Raw genomic sequence first — 24,343 nt, forward strand, 5'->3', positions numbered from 1 at the left:
AAATACATTACAACTCAATTTTTATCTTTTTTAAGTTTTATATCATAGTTGTCGATAGTACCTTTTATGTTGAGGTTGACGTACCTGATTCTTTTTGTAGAATCAACTTTTATGATTTTATCTTTTGTTTCAGGATCATTCTCTTTTGCGCCAAATATTTTATTCTTAGTTGCATTCCACAATACACGCAAAGGAATGCGCATATAATAGTCTATTTCGTCGTTCATATTTTGTGTTCCAGATATTTCCATGTGTCCTAAAGTCGATTCAATGGTCATATTAGGAATAGTGATTGCGCCGTTCACAATATCCATGTGGTTTTGGAGTGTGTCAAATTTAATTTGAGTCAGGTCTTTATCTCCAAAATACTCAGAGAGCATCTTCACGGGCTCGTAGTTTTCTAATCGACCCTTTAAAATTTCTGCATCTATATGTACTTCAGATTGATCAAGATCAACGACTAAATCTGGATACACACGAATTTTTCCTGTAATACTTGTATTTAACTTGCCGTGTAGGTTTTCGGAAAGGATAACGTCTTGTCCAAAATTTTCAAATTTGAATAGCAGCTGGTCTAAGTCCACGTTTGTCATTTTCAAGTTCGGTTCTAGAAAGATGTGTTCTGGGTCGCTGCCATTAAAATAGCCATTTAATGAAATGTGTCCTCCAGCTGCATCTAAGTTTACATTATCTAGGTAGATATAATGATCTTTAGTGGTACGCAGTTGACCTAAAATATTTTTAAAATCAAGCCTGTGGTACACAAAATGACCTATATCAACATTAAACTGCATATCGGTAAATGGTAATTCATAGATATTAAACACCTCTGCATGCTCGGGTACATCTGCGCTTTTGTTTTTAGGTGTAGGTTTAGTATTTGATTGAGAAGTTGCTTTGAGGCTATAATTTGAAAGTGCATCAAAATCGATATAATCTGATTTCAGGGTAAATGAGTTGTCTCTTTTCTGAATAGCAACATCTTCCCCAAGATAATAATTCATACTAATCTCAAACTTAGTAAACCCCATTTTTCCCTTGAAATTAGGAATCAATAAATGATCTTCTTCATATTGAAATGTACCGTTAAAGTTTTCAAAGCGCAAGGGGTGAACGCGCATCTTACCCTCAAATTTATCGAGGTCTACCTTAATATTATGCAGTGTATTGGTTTCATAATGCCAGGTACTTTTAAAATGTAATTCTAAGTCTTCTATTTGTTCATGGCGGTAGTCTTCTGGTACATAATTTTCGCCTTGGTAGGTAAACAGGTTATCAAACTTCAATAAATTTGAAGTAAGGGTCAGGTCAAAATCAACATTACCATTAAGCTCATCTTGCATCCATGAGCTGTAGTCGTATATATTTCCATTGATATAAAAATCAGTAGTATCCACAAAACCGGTGAAATTTTTAATATTCAAATCATCTTCTGTCACTAAAACATCAGCATGAAAGTCATGCAATGTATGTGGGTAATGTTTTAAAACGGCATAGAAATCATCGATAAAAAATTCACCTTTAGGTAAGTGCTCAAACTCTGTAAATGCATTTCCTAATGTATTAAATGAAAAAATAAGGCTAAGATTTTCCATTTGCTCATTTACTCCCACCTTGTCGACTTTAGAGTACTTAGTAAGCTCTGCAATATCTAAAAGGCTTGACTTTATTTCTAACTGTGCAATTACAGGTGTTTCACTTTGATGAATAATGGCGGGTAAATCTGACAGCGACCCGGTAATAGATAGATTAGAGTTCCCCAGTGAAATATTAAATTTATGGAGTTGGGCTTTTTCCCCATTCATTTCTAAATGCAGATTTAAATCTTTTAAAGGAGTGGGGAGTTTTTCAGAGCTAAATGCGAGGTTTTCGATTTTAAGTTCTGCATAATATGCTTGATTTAAATCTTCTAATGCTTTTTGAGGGTTATTGAAATCAATAATATCATGAAACCTTAGTTTCATTTTTACGCTGCCTTTTACATCTTTTGCCTCTGTCAAATTTAAAAAACCAACTAAAAAAGGAATGTCAAAATCAGCGTCCAGCTGCATATCAATTTCGGGAGCTTCAAAGTTTTTAACAAGTAGGTTTCCAGTAAATTCCCCTTTCTCCAAATTAGCAGAAAAATCATTTAGCGAAAACTCCATGGTTTGTAAATTCCGGTCTTTCCCATTAGTAAAATGACCAGAGAAGCCCATTTTATCAATTCTTTTATTTACTTCAAAATTTTCAAGGTACGCTTCTGATGCTCCAAATTTCACCTCTATTAAAGGCTGCCTTCCATGAGTCGTGGGTCCTTGAAGAGTTGCATTAAAATAAATGTTGCCTTGGTTTTCATAACGTTCTAAGGTAGGGATCAATGCTGTAGGAGCAAAGGCAATAAACAGATCAAAATTGGGTTTGGTCCCATTTACAGCAATATCTAATGTCATTTCATTCTTGGTATCTACACTCCCTTGAAGCTGAAAATCTCCTTGTTCCATGCTTATGCCCGATGGTTCAAAGACCAACAACCCATCTGTTTCATTATAAACCAGATCTGTGTGAAATTCAAAGTGCTTGTGCTTAAAGTAGGTTGTATCCTTGTCTTTAATAACGTTAAGTTCAAATTCACTGTCTATATGTGCTGCGATTTTGTCCTGACGACTATTAAAACCTCCTTTAGCCCAATAAACGAGGGTTTCAATGTCTATATTAGTGGATTCATCTCGCTTGTGGATATCTAAATTCCTGAGTTCTATTTTTTTTAGATGAATATCTAAAGCTTTTTCATCACTATTCTCAGTAGTGGTAGAGAGGGCATTTTCAAGATTAGTTTTCCCGTCTTTATGAAGTACTAAATCAAAAAAACCGTCTTGAATGATCAACGAGTGAATGTCATAATTGCCAACTACCATATCCCAAAAATTAAACCCTATAAAAATATCAGCAATATCTAAAATGACACTTGCGTCAGTTTCTTTATTCTCACGGACCACTACATGATCAATCTTAATGGCAATGTCTGGGAAGTTTGCAAAGGGTGCTAGATGGGAATCACCAACACTAATTTCACCTTGATAATTACTATTAAGCGCAGTGATTTGAGATTGTACAATCGCATCTTGTCTTGAATAAATAATCAATAATACCATAGCAAATACAGCGAGAGGAATCGTAAAAACCCAAAATAAAATACGCGTAAAAAGTTTTAATCTCATGTGCTGGAATTAAATATCAAAATTGGAATTAAAAATATTACATTTTATCGGTTTTAATGAATAGTTGATGACAGTTTAATAGGCTGGTTGGTAAAAATTATAAAACCACCTTTAGAAGATTCATTCTACTATGCAGTGTATTCTTTCTACAGGAGGTTATATGTTTATATATGCCAGTAAAATGGATCAGTTGATTCTAGCATTATACATTCTTGAAAGGAGAGTGCATTTGTAATTCATCAGATCTTTTTACTTTTTAATTAAAAACGTCAAAGGATAATTTAAGTCCCTGGATAATCATGTTGGTTCCTATAATCGCAATGATCAATCCCATCAACTTCCCGATTACCGAAATCACATTATCACCTATCTTTTTTGCAATGATGTCGCTTAATGTAAATGCAATGTAGTTGAGAAAACACATCAATGCAAAAACGAGGATAATAACGGCTATGTTCATATACGATGTAGTATTGGCAACAAAGTTAGTTGCCGTTACGATCGTTCCTGGACCTGCTAGAATAGGAATTGCCAGCGGAGAAATAGCAATATTTTCATCAATATTGACGGTTTTAAGATGCTTGATGTTTGATTTTTTAGACTGTAACATCTCAAATCCAACAAAGAAGATCAAAATCCCACCAGTAATTTTAAATGCGGGTATGGTGATACCGAATAAGTCAAAGATATAATTACCAAGCAATACAAATACAGTAACTATAATAAAAGCAACCAGAACGGCTTTTAAGTTGATTCTTTGTTTGGTCTCTTTATCAGCTCCTTCTGTTAAGGTCAGGAATATAGGCATATTAGAAATTGGATTCATAATGGCAAAAAAGCCAGTGAAAACGGTAATTGCAAAAGTTGCTAATTCATTCATGTAACTAGGGTCTAATTGAAAAGTATTAGAGATGCGTGCATACACCTTCTTAATTTCAGCGTGCAAAAGTAGTCAAAAGGAACCTTTTACAATTTAAAGATTAGGGATTTTAGGAGAATATAGAAATATGTCGATTTTTAGATGAGATGCTGTTGAACAAAATGCTCGAACACTTGCTATTAAAACGCCATAGCACCTTCAGTCATGTACTTTGGAATATCAAAAGCATCTACGAGGTGCTGACTTTCTTCTTTCAATTCTTTACAAAGTTTTGAAACCAACTTGTTTATCGCTAATGATTTGGAGCCTGAGATATAGTCGTGTTCTAGATACCAGCCTTTATGAGTCTCTATACGATGTAGTGCATATAGGTTTTTTAGCGAGGTCAATATTTTTTTAACATTAGGATCTTCTTCCTGATGAATTGTGTTGATGAATTGTTCTAAAACTACTCGATCAATATAAGCACTGGCCATATCAATTAAATGAATTTGAACGTCTAGAAATGCATCATAACTATCCATACCATTTTTAATCTTTTTACTGAGACGCATGGCTAGCGTGCGCAAAGAAAACTCTTCTCGATAAGTAAAAGCTTCCAACTGAAACTCGCTATCTAGCAAATGCTCTTCAGAAGTATTTCTGGTAATTATTGGGTTCAATTGACTCATATTAGATGATGCAATGGTAGAAATATATTTGAGTGTATCCCACCAATCCAATTTTCCAAACTGCTTTTTAAAATAGGTCAATCGGCTTTTTGCAGTGAGCTGTAATAAAACGGTATTATCTCCTTCAAATGTGGTAAATATATCAGTGTCTGCTTTTAAACGATCAAAGTACATTTCGCTCAAATAACCTTTTCCACCACAGGCTTCTCGGCAAGTTTGTATGGTTTTAGTAGCGTTCCACGTACTCAAGGCTTTTAATCCAGCAGCGAGAGCTTCAATTTCTTGCTGATTTGTATGCGTATTGTGGGCATATTTTTTTAATAAATGATCATGTGCAAAATCAAATGCATACGCATTGGCAATCAATGGCATCAGCTTTTTTTGATGCGTGGGATAATCCATTATGGATTGCTCTGGTTTTCCTGGTGGACCGAACTGTTTGCGATCTAAGGCAAAATATACGGCCATATTTAAGGCTTTTTTTGCCGCCGTTTGTCCAGCAATAGGTACACAAAGTCTGCCGCCTACTAGAGTTCCTAACATGGTAAAAAATCGTTTTGAAGAACTGCTTATTGGGCTAGTGTATTGACCAGTTTTATCAATAGCACCAAATTTATCCAGTAAATTTTCTTTTGGAATCTTTATAGTATTGAAATGTAACGTACCGTTATCCACTCCATTCAGGCCCATTTTATGACCATTATCTCCTATGGTAATCCCTGGTAATGAATCACCTTGCTTATTTCTTATAGGTATTAAAAAAGCATGAATACCATGTTTTTCGTTATTTACAATAAGTTGCGCAAATACCGTTGCCATCGTTGCGTGCATAGCTGCGTTACCTATGTAGGTTTTCCTATCATACTGTGTAGGTGTGTTGATTATAAAAGTTTTATCTTCTGGTTGGTAAATAGCCGTGGTTTGTAGTGCTTTTACATTGCTACCATGATGCATTTCAGTCATTGCAAAACAACCTGGCAATTCCATTGTGCCTATGTCTTTTAAATACTTATCCTGGTGTTTTTTAGTTCCTAGTGATGCCACACTGCCACCAAACAATCCATAATGAACACCAAACTTAATCGTCAGGCCCAAATCGTACTTGGCTATTTCTTCAAATACGGCAGCGTATTGTTCTAAGGACTCAGAGCCTCCATATTCTAGGGGATAAGCTAAACTACCAAGTCCAGCCTGTGCTAGTTCTTTACACCATTCCAACACCTTTTCTCTGCGTGTGTTTAAATCGTCATCATGACTTTCAATGCCATCTTTATGTGGATCGAGTATGTTTTTAACCTTAGTTTTTAAAGCGGCATTTCCATGTTGTAATAACTCTTTGAGTGGTTGAGAATATGCTTTGTCTGTCTTATGTGGAGTAGCTTGATAGCTAGAAGAAACTGGATCATTCTCATAAACCGACCGAATGGCATCGTTACTCACAATACCTAAATAATCCTCGATGAGATGTAACGATTCTCTGGTTTCATCATTTACCCATTCTTTGCTGTCTTCTCTTTTTGCGAGTAAGCTACCTATAGAGAACAAATCTAATTTCTCCGTATGGTTTAATAAATCAGCATTTTCTTTGATATAACCTTTCCAATAAGCCAGCTCTCGCGCTGATGGCGGGTTTTGAGGATCCAACCATTTACAAACCAAGTTTTTTGTTTCTGGTTTAATGGTGTTATTCTCCTTAATTTTTTGATTGATAAAATCAATTTCATTTTCCTCAAGAACACCGTCAGCCCAAGCGATATATAATAATGGTAAGAATGGCAATAGAGAATCTGGAATGGAAACTGACATATTATTGATTTTCAAAATTTGGAGTTGTAATAATCCCTGTAAGATACTTTTTATTTTTGTTCATAGAGTTCCTAATATTCTTTCTTAATAAATGACATGAATTTTGGCTTATAAATATTTCATGATTACCGTCATCTTTGTCCAAAAGTAAAAAACTCCCTTCTTTTTTCATTAGGGCTCTATATTTCACAGCTGCTTGATATGGATGATCAAAGTCATAAAGTTTCCCTGATTCTTTGCCCACCTTTCCCATCCCAGAAATTTGTCTTCACAAATTATCAAGGAATAAGTAAAGGAGCTTTTTTTAAGTTCGAGGTTTAAAAGCTCCTCGCCTAAGGATAGGCGAGGACAGATTGGCCTCGCAGCGCATGCTGTGATGCAATCAGGAGTGGTTGCTGCGGTATTTAAATATGGAGATAAAATTGAAATTTGAATAAAATTACAGCATCGCATTAACCTTTCCGACCAAAACTCGCTTTGCCCACCTTTCCTATAATTAGGAAAGGAGCTTTTTAAATCGGGATTTCGCAGAAATCTCGGAGTGGTTGCTGCGGTATTTAAATATGGAGATAAAATTGAAATTTGCACAAAATTTTAATACCGTATCAACCTTTCCGACCAAAACTCGCTACCGCTCGCTTTGCCCACCTTTCCTATAATTAGGAAAGGAGCTTTTTAAATCGGGATTTCGCAGAAATCTCGGAGTGGTTGCTGCGGTATTTATCTTCGTGTATCAAGCTAGTTTTGTTCTCATTTCCAACACCTTACTCCACCTTTCCTATAATTAGTAAAGGAGCTTTTTTTAAGTTCGAGGTTTAAAAGCTCCTCGCCTAAGGATAGGCGAGGACAGATTGGCCTCGCAGCGCATGCTGTGATGCAATCAGGAGTGGTTGCTGCGGTATTTAAATATGGAGATAAAATTGAAATTTGCACAAAATTCTAATACCGTATCAACCTTTCCGACCAAATTTACGCAAGCTCCAATTTGCCCACCTTTCCTATAATTAGGAAAGGAGCTTTTTAAATCGGGATTTCGCAGAAATCTTGGAGTGGTTGATGCGGTATTTATCTTCGTGTATCAAGTTAGTTTTGTTCTCATTTCCAACACCTTACTCCACCTTTCCTATAATTAGTAAAGGAGCTTTTTAAATTCGAGATCTAGAAGCTCCTCGCCTAAGGATAGGCGAGGACAGATTGGCCTCGCAGCGCATGCTGTGATGCAATCAGGAGTGGTTGCTGCGGTATTTAAATATGGAGATAAAATTGAAATTTGCACAAAATTCTAATACCGTATCAACCTTTCCGACCAAATTTACGCAAGCTCCAATTTGCCCACCTTTCCTATAATTAGGAAAGGAGCTTTTTTTAAGTTCGAGGTTTAAAAGCTCCTCGCCTAAGGATAGGCGAGGACAGATTGGCCTCGCAGCGCATGCTGTGATGCAATCAGGAGTGGTTGCTGCGGTATTTAAATATGGAGATAAAATTGAAATTTGCACAAAATTCTAATACCGTATCAACCTTTCCGACCAAATTTACGCAAGCTCCAATTTGCCCACCTTTCCTATAATTAGGAAAGGAGCTTTTTAAATCGGGATTCAAAAGCTCCTCGCCTAAGAAGCCTTCATCTCGCGAGCTTTTTTGCGAGAGGAATGCATTGGACAGATTTAGCAGCTTTGCTGCAAATCAGGAGTGGTTCAGAGATATTTATACGTAAGATAAACTTTATTAAAAACTACAACCCCAACAACTCACTAGCCGCATCAAAAGGACTCTTCACTTTACCTAAAACCTCTTTTTCTAAAACAGCCAATTTTTCTATGACCTCAGGTCGGTTGTAGAAGTTGGTTTTTAGGGCATCCTCTACCGTTTGATGGAACCAGTAGAGTTCTTGTGAGTGGCGTTTTTTGGTAAAGCTTTTATTGGCTAACGCGTGTGCGGTGTAGTTTTCTATTTCTTCGATGACCTCTGTGAGACCTATGTTGTTGAGACCGCTGCAGGTGAGTACTTGAGTAGGCCAGTTGTGGTCTTTTTGAGGCATAAGGTGCACGGCGTTTTTGAATTCGCGTCGGGCATGTTTTGCGGCGAGTTGGTTATCACCATCTGCCTTGTTGATGATGATCGCGTCAGCCATTTCCATGATGCCGCGTTTAATACCTTGCAGGTCGTCGCCAGCTCCAGCGAGTTTGAGGAGTAAGAAAAAGTCGGTCATGCTGTGGACTGCGGTTTCGCTTTGTCCTACGCCCACGGTTTCTACGATGATAAAGTCGTAGCCTGCTGCTTCACATAAGATGATCGCCTCACGTGTTTTGCGTGCCACACCGCCTAGCGTGGTTCCAGCAGGACTAGGTCGTATAAATGCTTGGTGGCTTTTCACTAGTTCTTCCATTCTGGTTTTATCGCCCAAAATGCTGCCTCTTGAGATGTTGCTCGATGGATCTATCGCGAGTACGGCCACTTTTTTGCCGCGTTCTATAAGCTGTCTTCCCAGCGATTCTATAAAGGTGGATTTTCCCACGCCTGGCACTCCAGTGATTCCTAGTCTAAAGGATTTTCCTGAATAGGGTAGGGATAGTTGTAATACCGCTTTCGCGAAAGCGGAATCGCCACCAGCAGTGCTCTCCACTAAAGTAATCGCACGACTCAATGCACTCACCTGGCCAGAATGCAACTCGCTAAAAAGTTGTTTTACATCTACAACTTCTTTCTTGCGTTTTAAGTTGGGATTGATATGAGGTTGTGTAGCCAATTTATGATTTTTTAGAAAATTTCAAAGCCAGTTTTCCACCTAACCACGCCATAGGAATATACGCCAAAACGATATCTGCAACAGTAAACCAGGTAGGTCCGGGAAGTAGGTAATTCATGTAAATGCCACCCAAAAGAAAAAAACAACCTATACCAAGAGCAAATTTCATTTTATAAGAAACAGGGATTACAGCAGCTACCAAAGCACCGATGAAGGTCCCTATTGCATGTCCTAAAAAAGGAAAAAGAAAGTAATGCGCTTCTAAAGTGGGCATGATACTGGCGTAAGCGTTCATGTCGTTGATGTCAATCCCTTCTATAGGGAACATACTATTTCCTATAGTAATCAAAATCATATTCACAGTGCTTCCTAATATCAAGCCTACAATGACAGCAATGATGTTCCTGAGTATGGGTTTCATGAGAATAGGTTTTAAGATTTAAAAATACTATTTTTCTATAGAATCGTCGTGTTAATTACCACCAAACCCCAAAGGTTTACAAAATCTTTGGGGTTGATAATATGCTTCTATTAATTTTAGCACAGCCTCCACCTTTCCGGCCAAAAGTCGCTACCGCTCATTTTGCCTACCTTTCCTATCCCAGAAATTTGTCTTAACAAATTATCAGGGACTGAGGAAAGTAGCTTTTTAAATTCGAGATTTAGAAGCTCCTCGCCTAAGAAGCCTGCATCCGACGCGCTTTTTTGCGAGAGGAATGCATTGGACAGATCGGCTAGCTTTCTAGCGATCAGGAGTGGTTGATGCGGTATTTAAATATGGAGATAAAATTGAAATTTGCACAAAATTCTAATACCGCCTCCACTTTTCCGGCCAAAAGTCGCTACCGCTAACTTTGACTACCTTTCTTATAATTAGGAAAGGAGCTTTTTAAGTTCGAGATCTAAAAGCTCCTCGCCTAGGGATAGGCGAGGACAGATTGGCCTCGCAGCGCATGCTGTGATGCAATCAGGAGTGGTTGCTGCGGTATTTAAATATGGAGATAAAATTGAAATTTGAATAAAATTACAGCATCGCATCAACCTTTCCGACCAAAACTCGCTACCGCTCGCTTTGCCTACCTTTCTTATAATTAGGAAAGGAGCTTTTTTAAATCGGGATTTCGCAGAAATCTCGGAGTGGTTGCTGCGGTATTTAAATATGGAGATAAAATAGAAATTTGAATAAAATTACAGCATCGCATCAACCTTTCCGACCAAAGCTCGTTGCACTCTCTTTGCCCACCTTTTCCATCCCAGAAATTTGTCTTCACAAATTATCAAGGAATAAGTAAAGGAGCTTTTTTTAAGTTCGAGGTTTAAAAGCTCCTCGCCTAAGGATAGGCGAGGACAGATTGGCCTCGCAGCGCATGCTGTGATGCAATCAGGAGTGGTTGCTGCGGTATTTAAATATGGAGATAAAATTGAAATTTGAATAAAATTACAGCATCGCATTAACCTTTCCGACCAAAACTCGCTACCGCTCGCTTTGCCCACCTTTCCTATAATTAGGAAAGGAGCTTTTTAAATCGGGATTTCGCAGAAATCTCGGAGTGGTTGATGCGGTATTTATCTTCGTGTATCAAGTTAGTTTTGTTCTCATTTCCAACACCTTACTCCACCTTTCCTATCCCAGAAATTTGTCTTCACAAATTATAAGGGAATAAGGAAAGGAGCTTTTTTTAAGTTCGAGGTTTAAAAGCTCCTCGCCTAAGGATAGGCGAGGACAGATTGGCCTCGCAGCGGATGCTGTGATGCAATCAGGAGTGGTTGCTGCGGTATTCAAATATGGAGATAAAATTGAAATTTGAATAAAATTACAGCATCGCATTAACCTTTCCGACCAAAACTCGCTACCGCTCGCTTTGCCCACCTTTCCTATAATTAGGAAAGGAGCTTTTTAAATCGGGATTTCGCAGAAATCTCGGAGTGGTTGATGCGGTATTTATCTTCGTGTATCAAGCTAGTTATGTTCTCACTTCCAACACCTTACTCCACCTTTCCTGTAATTAGGAAAGGAGCTTTTTAAGTTCGAGATTCAAAAGCTCCTCGCCTAAGGATAGGCGAGGACAGATTGGCCTCGCAGCGCATGCTGTGATGCAATCAGGAGTGGTTGCTGCGGTATTTAAATATGGAGATAAAATTGAAATTTGAATAAAATTCTAATACCGTATCAACCTTTCCGACCAAATTTACGCAAGCTCCAATTTGCCCACCTTTCCTATAATTAGGAAAGGAGCTTTTTAAGTTCGAGATCTAAAAGCTCCTCGCCTAAGAAGCCTGCATCCGACGCGCTTTTTTGCGAGAGGAATAAAAGATATAAGGAAAGTAGCCTTTTAAGTTCGAGATCTAAAAGCTCCTCGCCTAAGGATAGGCGAGGACAGATTGGCCTCGCAGCGCATGCTGTGATGCAATCAGGAGTGGTTGCTGCGGTATTTAAATATGGAGATAAAATTGAAATTTGAATAAAATTACAGCATCGCATCAACCTTTCCGACCAAATTTACGCAAGCTCCAATTTGCCCACCTTTCCTATAATTAGGAAAGGAGCTTTTTAAGTTCGAGATCTAAAAGCTCCTCGCCTAAGGATAGGCGAGGACAGATTGGCCTCGCAGCGCATGCTGTGATGCAATCAGGAGTGGTTGCTGCGGTATTTAAATATGGAGATAAAATTGAAATTTGCACAAAATTCTAATACCGTATCAACCTTTCCGACCAAAGCTCGTTGCACTCGCTTTGCCCACCTTTCCTATAATTAGGAAAGGAGCTTTTTAAATCGGGATTTCGCAGAAATCTCGGAGTGGTTGCTGCGGTATTTAAATATGGAGATAAAATTGAAATTTGCACAAAATTCTAATACCGTATCAACCTTTCCGACCAAATTTACGCAAGCTCCACTTTGCCCACCTTTCTTATAATTAGGAAAGGAGCTTTTTAAATTCGAGATTCAAAAGCTCCTCGCCTAAGGATAGGCGAGGACAGATTGGCCTCGCAGCGCATGCTGTGATGCAATCAGGAGTGGTTGCTGCGGTATTTAAATATGGAGATAAAATTGAAATTTGCACAAAATTCTAATACCGTATCAACCTTTCCGACCAAAGCTCGTTGCACTCACTTTGCCCACCTTTCCTATAATTAGGAAAGGACCTTCTTCTAGACCTTAATTTTAAAATTAAAGTTGCTTTCCCTCCAACCCCAATGGTTTTAAAACCATTGGGGTTGGCTTCATTTAATTCAACAAAAAAATGCCTCACTTTTCAGTAAGGCATTTTGTTTTTCTCGTTTTCGCGAAAGCGGAATTAAATCCATTTAAATTTCAATTTTGAAAGTAAAATTGAAAGCGGAATTGTTATCTAACTAAGCTTTCTTATCCAGTACCCATTCTCCTTTATTGATCAAAGGAAGTGCAGATTTAAACTTTGTCTCTTTGGTTTCTCCAGTCATAACATTCTTGATCACCACTTTATCGTTACGACCTATCTTAGGTTGATCACGAGTGATCGTTTCTGTAACTTGAGCACGTTGTTGTTGCTGACTTGCTCCGGCGCCCACAGCTCTTGCTTGAGCAGCTTGCTCATCGCTATTTAAAACCTCTTCTTTTTGAGTGCTTGTTTTTTCTGTTTGGCGTTGTCTGGCCTCACTTATTGCCGCAGCATCTCTACTAGGAAGATCGCCCTTGAACATAAAACCAATAACGTCTTTATTTACTTTATCTATCATCACTTTGAATAATTCGAAGGCTTCAAATTTATAAATAAGTAATGGATCTTTTTGCTCATGAACGGCAAGTTGCACACTTTGCTTTAACTCGTCCATTTTGCGTAGGTGTGTTTTCCATGCCTCATCAATAATGGCTAGCGTAATATTTTTTTCAAAGTCAGTCACTAAGGAACGACCTTCACTATCATAAGCTTCTTGTAGGTTTGTTGCTACATTTAAGGTTTTGATACCGTCTGTAAAAGGAACTGCGATACGCTCGTAATTGCGCTCGTCGTTTTCCATTACATTTTTAATTACGGGATAAACCTCTGAAGCGGTGCGCTCCATTTTCTCCTTATAATGATCATAAGCAGCTCTATAGACGATGTCAGTAACGGTCTTATCGTCTTTATCGGAAAACTCTTCCTCAGAAACAGGACTGCTCATGGAGAAGTAACGAATCAATTCAAACTCAAAGTTTTTGAAATCTTGTGCTATTTTATTTCCTTCGGTAATATTCTCAGAAATATCGTAGATCATATTGGCGATATCTACTGCAAGGCGATCTCCAAATAAGGCGTTGTGACGTCGCTTGTAAATCACTTCACGTTGGGCGTTCATGACATCATCATATTCTAGCAACCTCTTACGAACACCAAAAGCATTCTCTTCTACTTTAGTTTGCGCACGCTCAATAGATTTAGAAATCATAGAATGCTGAATCACTTCACCTTCTTTCATTCCTAGTCGGTCCATTGTTTTGGCCATACGTTCAGAACCGAAAAGTCTCATCAAGTTGTCTTCTAGAGACACATAAAATTGTGAACTTCCAGGATCCCCTTGACGACCGGCACGACCACGTAACTGTCTGTCTACACGACGAGAATCATGACGCTCTGTACCTATAATGGCAAGTCCGCCAGCAGCTTTTACTTCAGCAGATAATTTGATGTCTGTTCCACGACCGGCCATGTTGGTAGCGATCGTGATCTGTCCTGGGTTTCCAGCTTCTGCAACGATGTCTGCTTCACGTTTGTGTTGCTTTGCATTCAGTACGTTGTGTTCTATTCCTGCGCGTTGTAATGTTCTACTCAGTAGCTCAGAAATATCTACAGAAGTAGTACCTATAAGCACTGGGCGACCAGCTTCTTTAAGTTTTGTTACTTCTTCTATTACGGCACCGTATTTTTCGCGTTTTGTTTTATATACAAGATCTTGTCTGTCATCGCGAGAAATAGGTCTGTTAGTAGGAATTTCTACGACATCTAGTTTATAGATTTCCCAGAATTCTCCAGCTTCAGTTACGGCAGTTCCCGTCATACCAGAAAGTTTCTTGTACATACGGAAATAATTTTGCAAGGTAATGGTGGCAAAGGTTTGTGTCGCATCTTGGATTTTTAAATTCTCCTTAGCTTCAATGGCTTGGTGCAATCCATCACTATAACGACGGCCATCCATGGCACGACCAGTTTGTTCATCTACGATCTTAACGATCATTTCAGATTCTATTCTAACACCCCCGTTTCCGTTAGGTACTTTCTTTTCTTGAGCATCTACGATGTATTCCGTATCTTTTTCAAATAATGTGTAGGCTTTAAGCAGCTGATTCAAGGTGTGAATGCGTTCAGATTTTACGGAGAACTCACGGAATAATTCTTCTTTTCTTTCAGCTTCTTCTTCTTTAGAAAGTCCAGCGTTTTCGATACGGCTTATTTCCATACCTACCTCTGGCATTACAAAAAAGTCAGGCTCGTCTTCACCAGAAAGGAATTCAATTCCTTTGTCGCTCAACTCTACTTGATTGTTTTTTTCATCGATTACAAAGTAAAGTGCCTCATCTACTTTAGGCATTTCACGGTTGTTATCTTGCATATAAAAATTCTCAGTTTTTTGGAGCAAGGTTTTTATTCCCTCTTCACTTAAGAATTTAATAAGAGCTTTGTTTTTAGGAAGACCACGGAAAACTCTTAGTAATTGTTTCCCACCTTCTTTAGTGTCTCCTTCAGCAATTAGTTTTTTAGCTTGAGCGAGTGTTTGTACCAGCTCTTTTCTTTGAACCTCTACAATATTTGCAACAGGAGCTTTTAATACATCAAACTCTTGACGATCTCCCTGTGGGACTGGTCCAGATATAATTAAGGGTGTACGTGCATCATCGATAAGAACAGAATCGGTCTCATCAATAATGGCATAATTGTGTTTGCGTTGTACCAGATCTTTAGGCGCATGAGCCATATTATCTCTCAAGTAATCAAAACCAAATTCATTGTTCGTTCCGTAAGTAACATCTGCTAGATATGCTAGACGTCTTTCTTCAGAATTAGGCTTGTGGTAATCGATACAATCTATAGTCAGACCATGAAATTCAAATAAAGGACCAATCCATGCACCATCACGTTTTGCTAAGTAATCATTTACGGTTACCACGTGAACACCATTACCGGTAAGTGCATTGAGATAAACAGGTAAAGTAGCAACAAGTGTTTTTCCTTCTCCAGTTTGCATTTCTGCAATTTTACCGCTATGCATGGTTGCTCCACCTATAAGCTGAACATCATAGTGAATCATATCCCAAGTAATAGGTTTACCAGCAGCATCCCATGAATTGCTCCATACCGCTTGATCACCGTCCAGTTTTACATAGTCTGTTGTTCCAGATAATTCACGATCTCTCGCTGATGCGACAACACGTATTTCTTCATTATGGAAAAAGCGTTTGGCAGTTTCTTTCATTACAGCAAAAGCTTCTGGCATGATCTCGTTGAGAATTTCTTCCCCTTGCTGATAAGCCACCTCTTGTAATTGATCTATTTCATTATAGATTTCTTCACGTCTATCAATGTCTTCTTCCTTCTCAGCTGTTTCCTTTAAGCGGGCAATATCAGATAGAGTCTCTGCTTTTGCCGCAGCAATTCTCTCCTTAAATTCTGTTGTTTTATGACGCAATTCATCAAAATTAAGCTGTTCTAGTCCAGGCTCAAATTTGAGTATTTTGTCAACAATAGGTTGAATTTCTTTTATATCTTTCTTTGACTTATCGCCAACGAAGACTTTTAATACGGAATCTAATAGTCCCATGATGTTTTATTTGTTTGATTTACAGCAATTTAAAATATACCTACTGCTACTGCTAATATCCAAAATTAAAGCAAAAAAAAAGCCTCTTTACGAGACTTTTTATCCGATTAAGGATTGTTAATACTCATCCTCATTCCAGAGGTAGTCGTCGTCTGTAGGGTAATCTGGCCATATTTCTTGAATAGACTCGTATAAGTCTCCTTCATCTTCAATGGCTTGTAAATTTTCCACTACCTCTAACGGTGCTCCTGTACGAATTGCGTAATCGATCAATTCATCCTTCTCAGCAGGCCAAGGTGCATCACTTAAATAAGATGCTAGTTCTAGTGTCCAATACATATTTTTACTCGTTAAGTTTTTTGCAAAAATAAACTTCTCGTCGATTTATGCAAGTTATTTTTACTTTGATTTCAAGATTTGCAAGAGCGTATAAGCTTTTGAAAATCAAAATGTTTGCTGAAAATACTCATCAGTTGCCCCACATTTTATTTCTTTCTAACCAGAAGTTACTGTAATACTGCGTTTCAAGCGCTTTCAACAGATTCTGAACGAAATGAAATTAGTACTTTTTTGGGATCCATTTTATCTCTTCGGCTTCCAAAACTTTAGACAATTTACGTGCCAACACAAATAGATAGTCAGAAAGTCGGTTGAGATACTTCAAAACTTGTGGATCTACAGGTGCATGTTCGTTAAGCTCTGTCGCCAGACGCTCTGCACGGCGACATACGGTTCTGGTAATGTGACAATATGACACAGCAGGATGTCCGCCAGGAAGTATGAAATGTGTCATTTCAGGCAGCTCCTCATTCATAAGGTCCATTTCGCTTTCTAATAAGCTAACCTCTTCTTCACTAATTTTAGAAATGTTCAAACGGTCTTTGCCATTTTTTAAAACTTGCTTTTCTGGAGGGGTTGCTAGAATAGCGCCTATAGTAAAAAGATTGTGCTGTATGGAGTTGATGATTTTGCTTGTATGTTCATCTATCTCTTGATCACGTATCAATCCCATCCAAGAATTCAGCTCGTCTACAGTACCATAACTATCGATTCTTAAGTTGTGCTTAGGAACTCGTGTGCCGCCAAATAAGGCTGTAGTACCCGTATCACCTGTTTTTGTATATATTTTCATTTCTATTATTTCATTTTTATTTTAATCTAATTTCTGTTTTCAAGAGCGGTGGTCAAGCGTATCCTTTTTTAAGTGTGGTTGTGTCACTTACTTCTAGTTAATAAGTTGATATTAAAAATTCATGTATAACTCCGTTAACACAGGGGTTAAATTTTTTCTAGTTTTTCTATTAAATTAATGATTGCTTGCTCATCTAGTTGTGCGGTAAGTTGAGTTTCTGCAGCATCCACCTTTTGGTCTAAAATAGTAAGTACTTCCATACCGTTTTTTGTAATAGTGAGTTCTATTTGTCTTCTGTCTGTTGGACATTGTACGCGATCTACAAATTTTTTATCTACCAGTTTATCAATCACTCGAGTAGTATTTGAATTGGCATGAATCATATCTTTGCTCACATCTTGAAGGCTCGCAACCTTTCCTTTGCGGCCTCTCAAAATACGAAGTACATTAAATTGCTGTATCGTGATTCCATGCTCTTTTAGGGTATGACTTATCGTCTCAGTTGCTTCTGTACCCTTTTTAATAAGAGTAGTTATTAGCTTTCGCGAAAGCGGAATAGAAATCATATCCTTACTCATAAATTTATATTACATTTACATTAATTGTTGCTACAAATTTATTTTAACTTGTGGCCAAGGAACAATATTTAATGTTAAAATTGCTTTTTGTGTAGGGCGATCCTCTCTTGGCTTTATTAAAAGTCTTTTGTTCAATATTTGAATTGTTCTTGCGTTAGGAGTTAAAGGATAAATATGAAAAAGTATATGTTAATGGGCTTTTTACTGATCTGCACGACAGTAATGGCTCAAATGGAAAGTGGATTAGGAGTTACTGCGGGGCTTAATTATGGTTCCACAGGTGATTTAAGGGAGAACGGACAAACTATTATTGATAACCCTGACGAGAAGATAGGGTACCATCTAGGGGTTTACTGGAAAATAGATCTTGATTTCTTATATCTAAGGCCAGAATTAAAGTACACAAAGTTGAGTAATGAATATAACGGGAGTCAGTTTGATGTTCAAAAAATAGATGTACCTCTACTGTTAGGAACTAACATCATCGGACCTTTACATGTCTTTGCTGGACCTTCATTACAGTATATAGTTGACACAAAATTACAAGATACAGCGCTGAGTGATGTTCAAAATGAATGGAGTGTTGGTGCTCAATTTGGTGTTGGAGTGAACTTAGGGGATTTGGGAATAGATGTACGCTATGAACGTGGTTTTACTAATAATGAAGTCCGTTTTATAAGAAATAATATAGCTGCTCAAGGAACACTAGATACCCGACCAGAGCAAATTATTCTCGCATTAAGTCTACGTCTTTAAATCTATCTTTACAAGAAATAAATACGGACTCTGAAGGCAGGGTAAAAAAAGTTTTATCCATCAACCTTTCACATCCTTAAGGATATTTTCTATGGACTGAATTTTATACCTATCTGAAAATCTACTTTAATTTGGAGAAGAACTTTTTTTATTCATCCCATCTGGTAGTATTTCCAACATAATCATAGGTAATTACTCTCTTTATCAATAGTAATTTTCAGTCATTCTACTGAACAAAAACAGGTGTTGTTCTTAAACAAAAACACCAGACACTGCTCTCTATAAGAAGTGTCTGGTGTCTATTTGTTTGTGGTATTAAAGAAGTTGTTCTTTAATGGTGTTTATTCCAATTCAATCTTATCTATCAGCAGGTTAAATGATACTTCATCATTACCTATAAAAAAGGATAGTTCATCAATGAAAGTATGATCAAAATTATCCATGTTCAATTGGCTACCTTTAAAAGAGGGTACCATTTCGGCTAATTCTAATTCTACAGTTTCCCATTCTCCACTGGTAGGGAAAGCTATTATGTATGAATGCCCGTCAGAAGCAGTTTCTTTAAAACGCAATTGATACTCGTTACCATCGCCCTTAATCCTTAATAGGGCCTTAGTAGCATCCCCTAATTTAGTGTCTGGGCAATTGTACCTTACTGAGGCAAAACCACCATTTTTTTCTAAAGAAACCTTTCCTTTAAAATTTGCATGTCCATCTTTGGTAAGCTCTATCGAGCTTGAAGAAACGCCACCCATGACAGTGTCGTTTACAATGGTCCAGTCTTCTAATTCTGTCTCAGAATTAAAATCTATTAATGTAGTGTTGATCATCATAAGCGGAAAGATAAAGTATAGTATACATTTCATTCTTGTTAAAGTCCACTTTTCTACGAGAACTTTCTAGTAAAACTCCTAATCGGGAGCCCACATCTTAAAAAAACGGAATTGCTTCGTGAATTCTACTCGAGGAACAAAAGCTACGGCTACTTCACGATTATCAAGAGAAGACTCTGTAAGCAATACGTACTTTCCATCTTTTAAAGAATTTTGAAATTCTTTTTCATCCACTTTGCAAACTACTTTTTTGAATATAGAATTGACCCATTCTATCATATCTGGATCATCTTTATACTTTTTATAACAAGCAAGTGAGGCATGGGCAGCTATTACTGGAGCCATCTTTGTAGGAACGTCATCCTTAATTAAAATATACATTTTCATAATCGCTACTATTTAGTATTTGAATTTACTGAAATAGATCTTCTTTCCTTTCTATCGTGAGATAAGTCTCATCAGTATAAAAAATCATAACCACTGTTATTTTTTATTTCATATAATTTAAAGAATTTGTGGCATGGAACCTTTTCTTCTCTCGTAAAGTTAAATAAAAAGCGGGGATTATTTCTTTTTAACCCTTGTCAGATTCAGCATATTAACAGCGTTACTCTTTAGGTTAAGGACTTTTTTAGATATGAAACGTACGCTTTGGTCATAGTACAATGGTACAATAGGAGCTTCTTCTATGATAATACTGTCCATTTTTATGTACAGACTTTTTCTTATTTCTGGATCACTAGCGCTAAGGGCATTTTCATAAAGCAAGTCATAAGCGGCACTTTTAAAATGAGTGTAATTAGGACCACCTGGAGCAAAGTTTTTAGAGTAAAATAAAGAAAGGTAGTTTTCGGCATCAGGATAGTCTGCGATCCAGCTGCTTCTAAATATATCTAACTGTCCATCTTTACGCGCCTGCCTTAATGTTGATGGCGTCAGGACATCGATTTGAACTTGAATACCTATTTTCTGAAGTTCTTTCTGTATGAATTCACATAAATCTAAGTAATTTGCCCCTGTACTGATCGTTATGGCGGGGTTTTTATCTCCAGTTTCTTCACTATAAGCAGTGACGAGCGACCTAGCACGATTAGGGTCATAGGTAAAACCTTTTACGACACCGCCCGCAGGAATGCCTCTAGGAATGAAACCGTTGTGCGCTGGCGTACCTATGTTATTGCGCAGGTATTTGATCATTTTATCTCTGTCAAAACCTAAATTAATAGCTTGTCGCAATTTCTTGCTTTGTAACTCTGGTGATTTGCTGTCTACTTTTAGTCCTAGATACTCGGTGTTTAAGAAAGGGGCTTTTTCAAGAGTTACTGTAGGGATATATGCCTGTTTTAATTCGCCAGATGTTGTCAGTAACTCATCTTTATAACTGGGATCGATGGCATTTATAAAATCTAAATTCCCTTGGGCAAATTCTAAAAATTCACTTTGCTTGTCTGTTTTAAAGCTAATGGCAACCGCCTCTAAATAGGGCAGTGCGTTTCCTTCTTTATCTTTTTCAAAGTACAAATCATTTTTGCGCAATACCATTTTTACATTCTCCTGCCATCTTTTTAAATAAAAGGGTCCTGTACCTATGGGTTGCTCTCTTAAGTCGTTACTTCCTTCAGGTACGACACTGCAATATTTCATCGATAGCAATCCTAAAAATGCTGGAAATGCTTGTTTCAACGTAATTTGAAGTTCTAGTGGCGCTATGGCTTTGATACTTTCTACGTTTTTCATAACCCATTCTCCGGGAGAGGCAATCTTAGGGTCTGTTAATCGCTCTAAGGAATATTTAAAGTCTTGTGCTGTTACGGTTCTCGCTTTCGCGCCATGCTTGCCGGCAGGCAGGAAAGCGTCATTAAAATAAACGCCTTCTTTTATATAAAAGGTATAAATAGTAGCTGTTGTATCAATGTTCCAATGAGAAGCTAGATCAGGAACCACTTCTAGGTCTTTATCCAGCTTTACCAGCCCATTGTAAAGAAGGTTACACACCCAAATATTACGTTGATCCTTTGCAAAAGCAGGGTCTAGACTGGTCACATTTGCATGCTCATTATATCGAAAAACAGTCTTTAAATCAATTTCTTGTTCTTGATTCTGACATGTAGTGAGTATCATAAAAGGCAGTAAAATAAAGAGGTATTTATACATGAAGTAAAGATATTAGGAACCTGCTAGTATGGGGCATATATATGTTGTTTTTCTTACTAAATCAGTCCAAAAGCGGGTGTTTCTTTTACTTTAGGTCAGAATTTAAAGAGGTCTAGAGTCGCAGTGACTATTCTGCTGTACTCTTAAAATGGATACAAGGCTTAGTTTTAAAGAAAGTGAAATTTTCTTTTTTAATAGGTTAAGTTAATTTGAGAGCGAATCAGATCTAAAGTTTTTATCAATTCACAACTATTCTGAAGGCTCATTTTATCACTTTCTAGTCGACCAGAAAGAAAGCAGTTTTTCACTTCCTCAATTTCGTGCGTGTAACCGTTATTTATAAGGGGAGCTGCAATTTGATAGGGTTCTTTATCATGGGTTTCTACTGTTATTTTCTCTGTATGGTGAAAAGGCGCGTGCATGGTAATTTTTCCTTTATTACCGAAGATGACAGCTTTATTAGAAGTTTCGGCAAGGAACGACGATTCTAGAATGGCGGTTGCTCCGTTTTTAAACTTCATGAGCATCGCACAATGTTGGTCTATTCCAGTTGTCGTTAATTGTGCTATGGATTTTGTTTCTATTGGTATTCCTAATAATAACAAGCTTATAAAAACAGGATAGATCCCTATATCGAGTAAGGAGCCACCACCTAATTCTTTTGCCATAAGTCGACTACTGGGATCTGTTGTTGCTACGTAACCGAAGTTTGCCTGAATGGAGTAGATCTCACCTATGGTGTTTTGATCCATAAGTTCCATCACTTGAAGAGTGCCAGGAATAAAACGTGTCCATAAAGCCTCCATTAAAAAGAGTTTTTTCTCTTTAGCGGTTTTGATCATGATTTCAACCTCTTTAAGGTTCATCGCAAATGGCTTTTCACAAATAACAGCTTTACCAGCGTGAAGACACATCATGGTATGGTCAAAATGAAAAACATGCGGTGTGGCAATATAAATAACGTCTATTTCGGGATCAGCGGCGACTTCTTCATAGCTCGAATAATACTGTCTTGCTTGATAGGTAGCCGCAAAGTCTTTCGCTTTAGTCAGGTCCCTTGAGCCCACCGCCTGTAAAAAGCAACCATCAACTCTAATAAGATCCTGTGCAAATTTATTTGCTATTTTTCCTAGACCTATAATTCCAAATTTTATCATGATGCTTCTATTCCTATTCTATTTAACGAAGATAGAAAACACCTGATGATTAAGAGTTTCCTTTGGATAATAACTCTTCTCCTTGATGATCATTCCATCCTTTTTACAATTCAGTAACCAAATCATACAGTTGGGTAATTAGAATTATTATCAAGTGAAAGTGTGCTGCATATTTGTCTTGTATAACAAACTAAACACAATTATTATGAAAACCTTATTTACAACACTCACCGTATTATTATTCTCTTTTGTGCTTAGTGCTCAAGAAACATTCACTTTAAAAGTAACTGTTAATAACGCCTCTGGGGACGAAGGGAAGATGGTTTACAGCTTGAGTACGGAAAACCAATTTATGAAAGCAGCCCCTTTACAAACAGCCAGTATTGAAATTAAAGATGGAGTTGCCACCGCCACTTTTGAAAATGTACCACCTGGAGATTATGCAGTCATAGTTCTCCATGACAAAAACGGTAATGAAAAAATGGATTTTAGTTCCAACGGAATGCCACAAGAAGCATATGGGACCAGCAATAATCCTATGAGTTATGGTCCACCTGCATGGGCCGATGCCAAATTTACTGTAGCTGGTGATAAAGAAATTATAGTGCGCTTGTAGAAGAAAGAATGAGCCAAAAGTACTAGTTAGAAACCGGTAATGACCTCAAGAGGCCTTATCGGTTTCTTGTTAATTTAGTCCAAAGAAGATAGGGTTCTATCACTTTGAGAATTAAATTCGTAGTATGGTTGTACTTATCACAGGAGCTACTGGTCTAGTAGGCTCAAAAATTTCAGAAGATTTACGCTCACAAGGTCATAGGGTTCATTATTTGACGACAAGAAAAAGCGCTGTTAAAAACGAAGCTGCGTACAAAGGTTTTTTATGGGATGTAAAGAAAGGCACTATAGATGCTTCTTGTATTCATGGTGTAGAAGCTATTATTCATCTTGCTGGAGAAACAGTTTTTCAAAAATGGACGGATGACGCAAAAAAACGTATTCTCAACAGCCGTATTAACAGTACAGAATTGCTGTTGCGTTTGCTTCAAGAAAGCGATCATCAAGTAAAACAGGTGGTTACAGCAAGCGCCATAGGGATTTATCCTGACGACCAAAATGGACAAGCCCTAAGAGAAAATGAAATTCCGCCTACAGCAACAAATTTTTTAGCAGATGTTTGCATCGCCTGGGAAGAAGTAGGAGCAAAGTTTCAAGATCTAGGGCTAAAACATGCCGCAGTACGCATAGGTATTGTCCTTTCTGATAAAGGAGGTGCGTTAGACCAAATGGCAAAACCTGTAAAGTTTTATGCTGGAACCGGATTCGGCAATGGTAAAATGTGGCAAAGTTGGATCGCAATAGAAGACCTTTCTGGGATATTTATCCACATTCTCAAAAACACATTAGAAGGAAACTATAATGCGGTGGCTCCACATCCTATCAGAAATAGACCTATGATGGAGCTCATAGGGAAAGTTTTAGGAAAGCCAGTATTCTTGCCTAATGTGCCAGAATTTGTCATGAAATTAATGCTGGGAGAAATGTCTTCCATAGTTCTTGCTAGCCAGCATGCGAGTAGTGCAAAAATTCAAGAAAAAGGATATCAGTTTCACTATCCAGAACTGGAAGGAGCCTTAAAAGAATACCTGGAGTAAAATC

General features: G+C 37.7%; 17 protein-coding genes. 3 read left to right on the forward strand and 14 right to left on the reverse strand.

What is annotated here, in order from left to right; genetic code table 11:
- Positions 1-14: 14 nt before the first annotated feature.
- The 10 genes from F0365_RS10805 to F0365_RS10850 all read right to left on the reverse strand — a co-directional run bounded on the left by F0365_RS10805 (position 15) and on the right by F0365_RS10850 (position 17,787).
- Complete coding sequence (locus F0365_RS10805; RefSeq protein WP_169933698.1) at positions 15-3,200, reverse strand: AsmA family protein; 3,186 nt, start codon at positions 3,198-3,200, stop codon at positions 15-17.
- 256 nt (positions 3,201-3,456) lie between these two features.
- A complete protein-coding gene (locus tag F0365_RS10810; protein ID WP_169933699.1) occupies positions 3,457-4,080 on the reverse strand; it encodes a MarC family protein in 624 nt (207 codons plus the stop codon).
- Between the two features lie 179 nt (positions 4,081-4,259).
- Positions 4,260-6,557: an acyl-CoA dehydrogenase gene (locus F0365_RS10815; protein WP_169933700.1), complete on the reverse strand. Its 2,298-nt coding sequence runs from the start codon at positions 6,555-6,557 to the stop codon at positions 4,260-4,262.
- A 1-nt stretch (position 6,558) separates the two neighbouring features.
- Positions 6,559-6,810 (reverse strand): hypothetical protein, encoded by a 252-nt coding sequence (locus F0365_RS10820; protein ID WP_169933701.1) that lies wholly within the window; start codon positions 6,808-6,810, stop codon positions 6,559-6,561.
- Positions 6,811-8,289: 1,479 nt separating this feature from the next.
- On the reverse strand, positions 8,290-9,303 hold the full coding sequence (gene meaB / locus F0365_RS10825) for a methylmalonyl Co-A mutase-associated GTPase MeaB (RefSeq protein ID WP_169933702.1): 1,014 nt from the start codon (positions 9,301-9,303) through the stop codon (positions 8,290-8,292).
- A gap of 1 nt (position 9,304) precedes the next feature.
- On the reverse strand, positions 9,305-9,724 hold the full coding sequence (locus tag F0365_RS10830) for a hypothetical protein (protein ID WP_169933703.1): 420 nt from the start codon (positions 9,722-9,724) through the stop codon (positions 9,305-9,307).
- A 2,933-nt stretch (positions 9,725-12,657) separates the two neighbouring features.
- Complete coding sequence (gene secA, locus F0365_RS10835; protein WP_169933704.1) at positions 12,658-16,077, reverse strand: preprotein translocase subunit SecA; 3,420 nt, start codon at positions 16,075-16,077, stop codon at positions 12,658-12,660.
- 117 nt (positions 16,078-16,194) lie between these two features.
- Positions 16,195-16,416: a DUF2795 domain-containing protein gene (locus F0365_RS10840; RefSeq protein WP_015360681.1), complete on the reverse strand. Its 222-nt coding sequence runs from the start codon at positions 16,414-16,416 to the stop codon at positions 16,195-16,197.
- 220 nt (positions 16,417-16,636) lie between these two features.
- Positions 16,637-17,209, reverse strand: a complete 573-nt coding sequence (locus tag F0365_RS10845; protein ID WP_169933705.1) for a cob(I)yrinic acid a,c-diamide adenosyltransferase — start codon at positions 17,207-17,209, stop codon at positions 16,637-16,639.
- Positions 17,210-17,355: 146 nt separating this feature from the next.
- Positions 17,356-17,787, reverse strand: coding sequence for a MarR family winged helix-turn-helix transcriptional regulator (locus tag F0365_RS10850; protein ID WP_169933706.1), 432 nt, complete (start codon positions 17,785-17,787; stop codon positions 17,356-17,358).
- A gap of 174 nt (positions 17,788-17,961) precedes the next feature.
- Between F0365_RS10850 and F0365_RS10855 the strand changes: the two genes are divergently transcribed.
- Positions 17,962-18,543, forward strand: coding sequence for an outer membrane beta-barrel protein (locus F0365_RS10855; RefSeq protein WP_169933707.1), 582 nt, complete (start codon positions 17,962-17,964; stop codon positions 18,541-18,543).
- Positions 18,544-18,884: 341 nt separating this feature from the next.
- Here the strand turns inward: F0365_RS10855 and F0365_RS10860 are convergent, their stop codons facing one another.
- The 4 genes from F0365_RS10860 to F0365_RS10875 all read right to left on the reverse strand — a co-directional run bounded on the left by F0365_RS10860 (position 18,885) and on the right by F0365_RS10875 (position 22,687).
- Positions 18,885-19,409, reverse strand: coding sequence for a CIA30 family protein (locus F0365_RS10860; protein WP_240961607.1), 525 nt, complete (start codon positions 19,407-19,409; stop codon positions 18,885-18,887).
- A gap of 45 nt (positions 19,410-19,454) precedes the next feature.
- Positions 19,455-19,763: a peptidyl-tRNA hydrolase gene (locus tag F0365_RS10865; protein WP_169933708.1), complete on the reverse strand. Its 309-nt coding sequence runs from the start codon at positions 19,761-19,763 to the stop codon at positions 19,455-19,457.
- Positions 19,764-19,940: 177 nt separating this feature from the next.
- Positions 19,941-21,530, reverse strand: a complete 1,590-nt coding sequence (locus F0365_RS10870) for an ABC transporter substrate-binding protein (RefSeq protein WP_169933709.1) — start codon at positions 21,528-21,530, stop codon at positions 19,941-19,943.
- Positions 21,531-21,721: 191 nt separating this feature from the next.
- On the reverse strand, positions 21,722-22,687 hold the full coding sequence (locus F0365_RS10875; RefSeq protein WP_169933710.1) for a Gfo/Idh/MocA family protein: 966 nt from the start codon (positions 22,685-22,687) through the stop codon (positions 21,722-21,724).
- 205 nt (positions 22,688-22,892) lie between these two features.
- On the opposite strand from F0365_RS10875, the gene F0365_RS10880 reads away from it, so the two are divergent.
- Both F0365_RS10880 and F0365_RS10885 read left to right on the forward strand, forming a co-directional pair.
- A complete protein-coding gene (locus F0365_RS10880; protein WP_169933711.1) occupies positions 22,893-23,303 on the forward strand; it encodes a DUF2141 domain-containing protein in 411 nt (136 codons plus the stop codon).
- A gap of 124 nt (positions 23,304-23,427) precedes the next feature.
- Positions 23,428-24,339 carry a TIGR01777 family oxidoreductase gene (locus F0365_RS10885; protein WP_169933712.1) on the forward strand — a complete coding sequence of 304 codons (912 nt, stop codon included), beginning with the start codon at positions 23,428-23,430 and terminating at the stop codon, positions 24,337-24,339.
- Positions 24,340-24,343 lie beyond the last annotated feature (4 nt).

The sequence above is a fragment of the Nonlabens sp. Ci31 genome, from assembly GCF_012974865.1.
In the GTDB taxonomy this organism is placed as follows: domain Bacteria; phylum Bacteroidota; class Bacteroidia; order Flavobacteriales; family Flavobacteriaceae; genus Nonlabens.

Bases quoted from the DNA above. Each gene is read 5' to 3' on its own strand.
- F0365_RS10805 (WP_169933698.1), bottom strand. From the start codon at position 3,200: ATGAGATTAAAACTTTTTACGCGTATTTTATTTTGGGTTTTTACGATT.
- F0365_RS10810 (WP_169933699.1), bottom strand. From the start codon at position 4,080: ATGAATGAATTAGCAACTTTTGCAATTACCGTTTTCACTGGCTTTTTT.
- F0365_RS10815 (WP_169933700.1), bottom strand. From the start codon at position 6,557: ATGTCAGTTTCCATTCCAGATTCTCTATTGCCATTCTTACCATTATTA.
- F0365_RS10820 (WP_169933701.1), bottom strand. From the start codon at position 6,810: ATGGGAAAGGTGGGCAAAGAATCAGGGAAACTTTATGACTTTGATCAT.
- F0365_RS10830 (WP_169933703.1), bottom strand. From the start codon at position 9,724: ATGAAACCCATACTCAGGAACATCATTGCTGTCATTGTAGGCTTGATA.
- secA (WP_169933704.1), bottom strand. From the start codon at position 16,077: ATGGGACTATTAGATTCCGTATTAAAAGTCTTCGTTGGCGATAAGTCA.
- F0365_RS10840 (WP_015360681.1), bottom strand. From the start codon at position 16,416: ATGTATTGGACACTAGAACTAGCATCTTATTTAAGTGATGCACCTTGG.
- F0365_RS10845 (WP_169933705.1), bottom strand. From the start codon at position 17,209: ATGAAAATATATACAAAAACAGGTGATACGGGTACTACAGCCTTATTT.
- F0365_RS10850 (WP_169933706.1), bottom strand. From the start codon at position 17,787: ATGAGTAAGGATATGATTTCTATTCCGCTTTCGCGAAAGCTAATAACT.
- F0365_RS10855 (WP_169933707.1), top strand. From the start codon at position 17,962: ATGAAAAAGTATATGTTAATGGGCTTTTTACTGATCTGCACGACAGTA.
- F0365_RS10860 (WP_240961607.1), bottom strand. From the start codon at position 19,409: ATGAAATGTATACTATACTTTATCTTTCCGCTTATGATGATCAACACT.
- F0365_RS10865 (WP_169933708.1), bottom strand. From the start codon at position 19,763: ATGAAAATGTATATTTTAATTAAGGATGACGTTCCTACAAAGATGGCT.
- F0365_RS10870 (WP_169933709.1), bottom strand. From the start codon at position 21,530: ATGTATAAATACCTCTTTATTTTACTGCCTTTTATGATACTCACTACA.
- F0365_RS10875 (WP_169933710.1), bottom strand. From the start codon at position 22,687: ATGATAAAATTTGGAATTATAGGTCTAGGAAAAATAGCAAATAAATTT.
- F0365_RS10880 (WP_169933711.1), top strand. From the start codon at position 22,893: ATGAAAACCTTATTTACAACACTCACCGTATTATTATTCTCTTTTGTG.
- F0365_RS10885 (WP_169933712.1), top strand. From the start codon at position 23,428: ATGGTTGTACTTATCACAGGAGCTACTGGTCTAGTAGGCTCAAAAATT.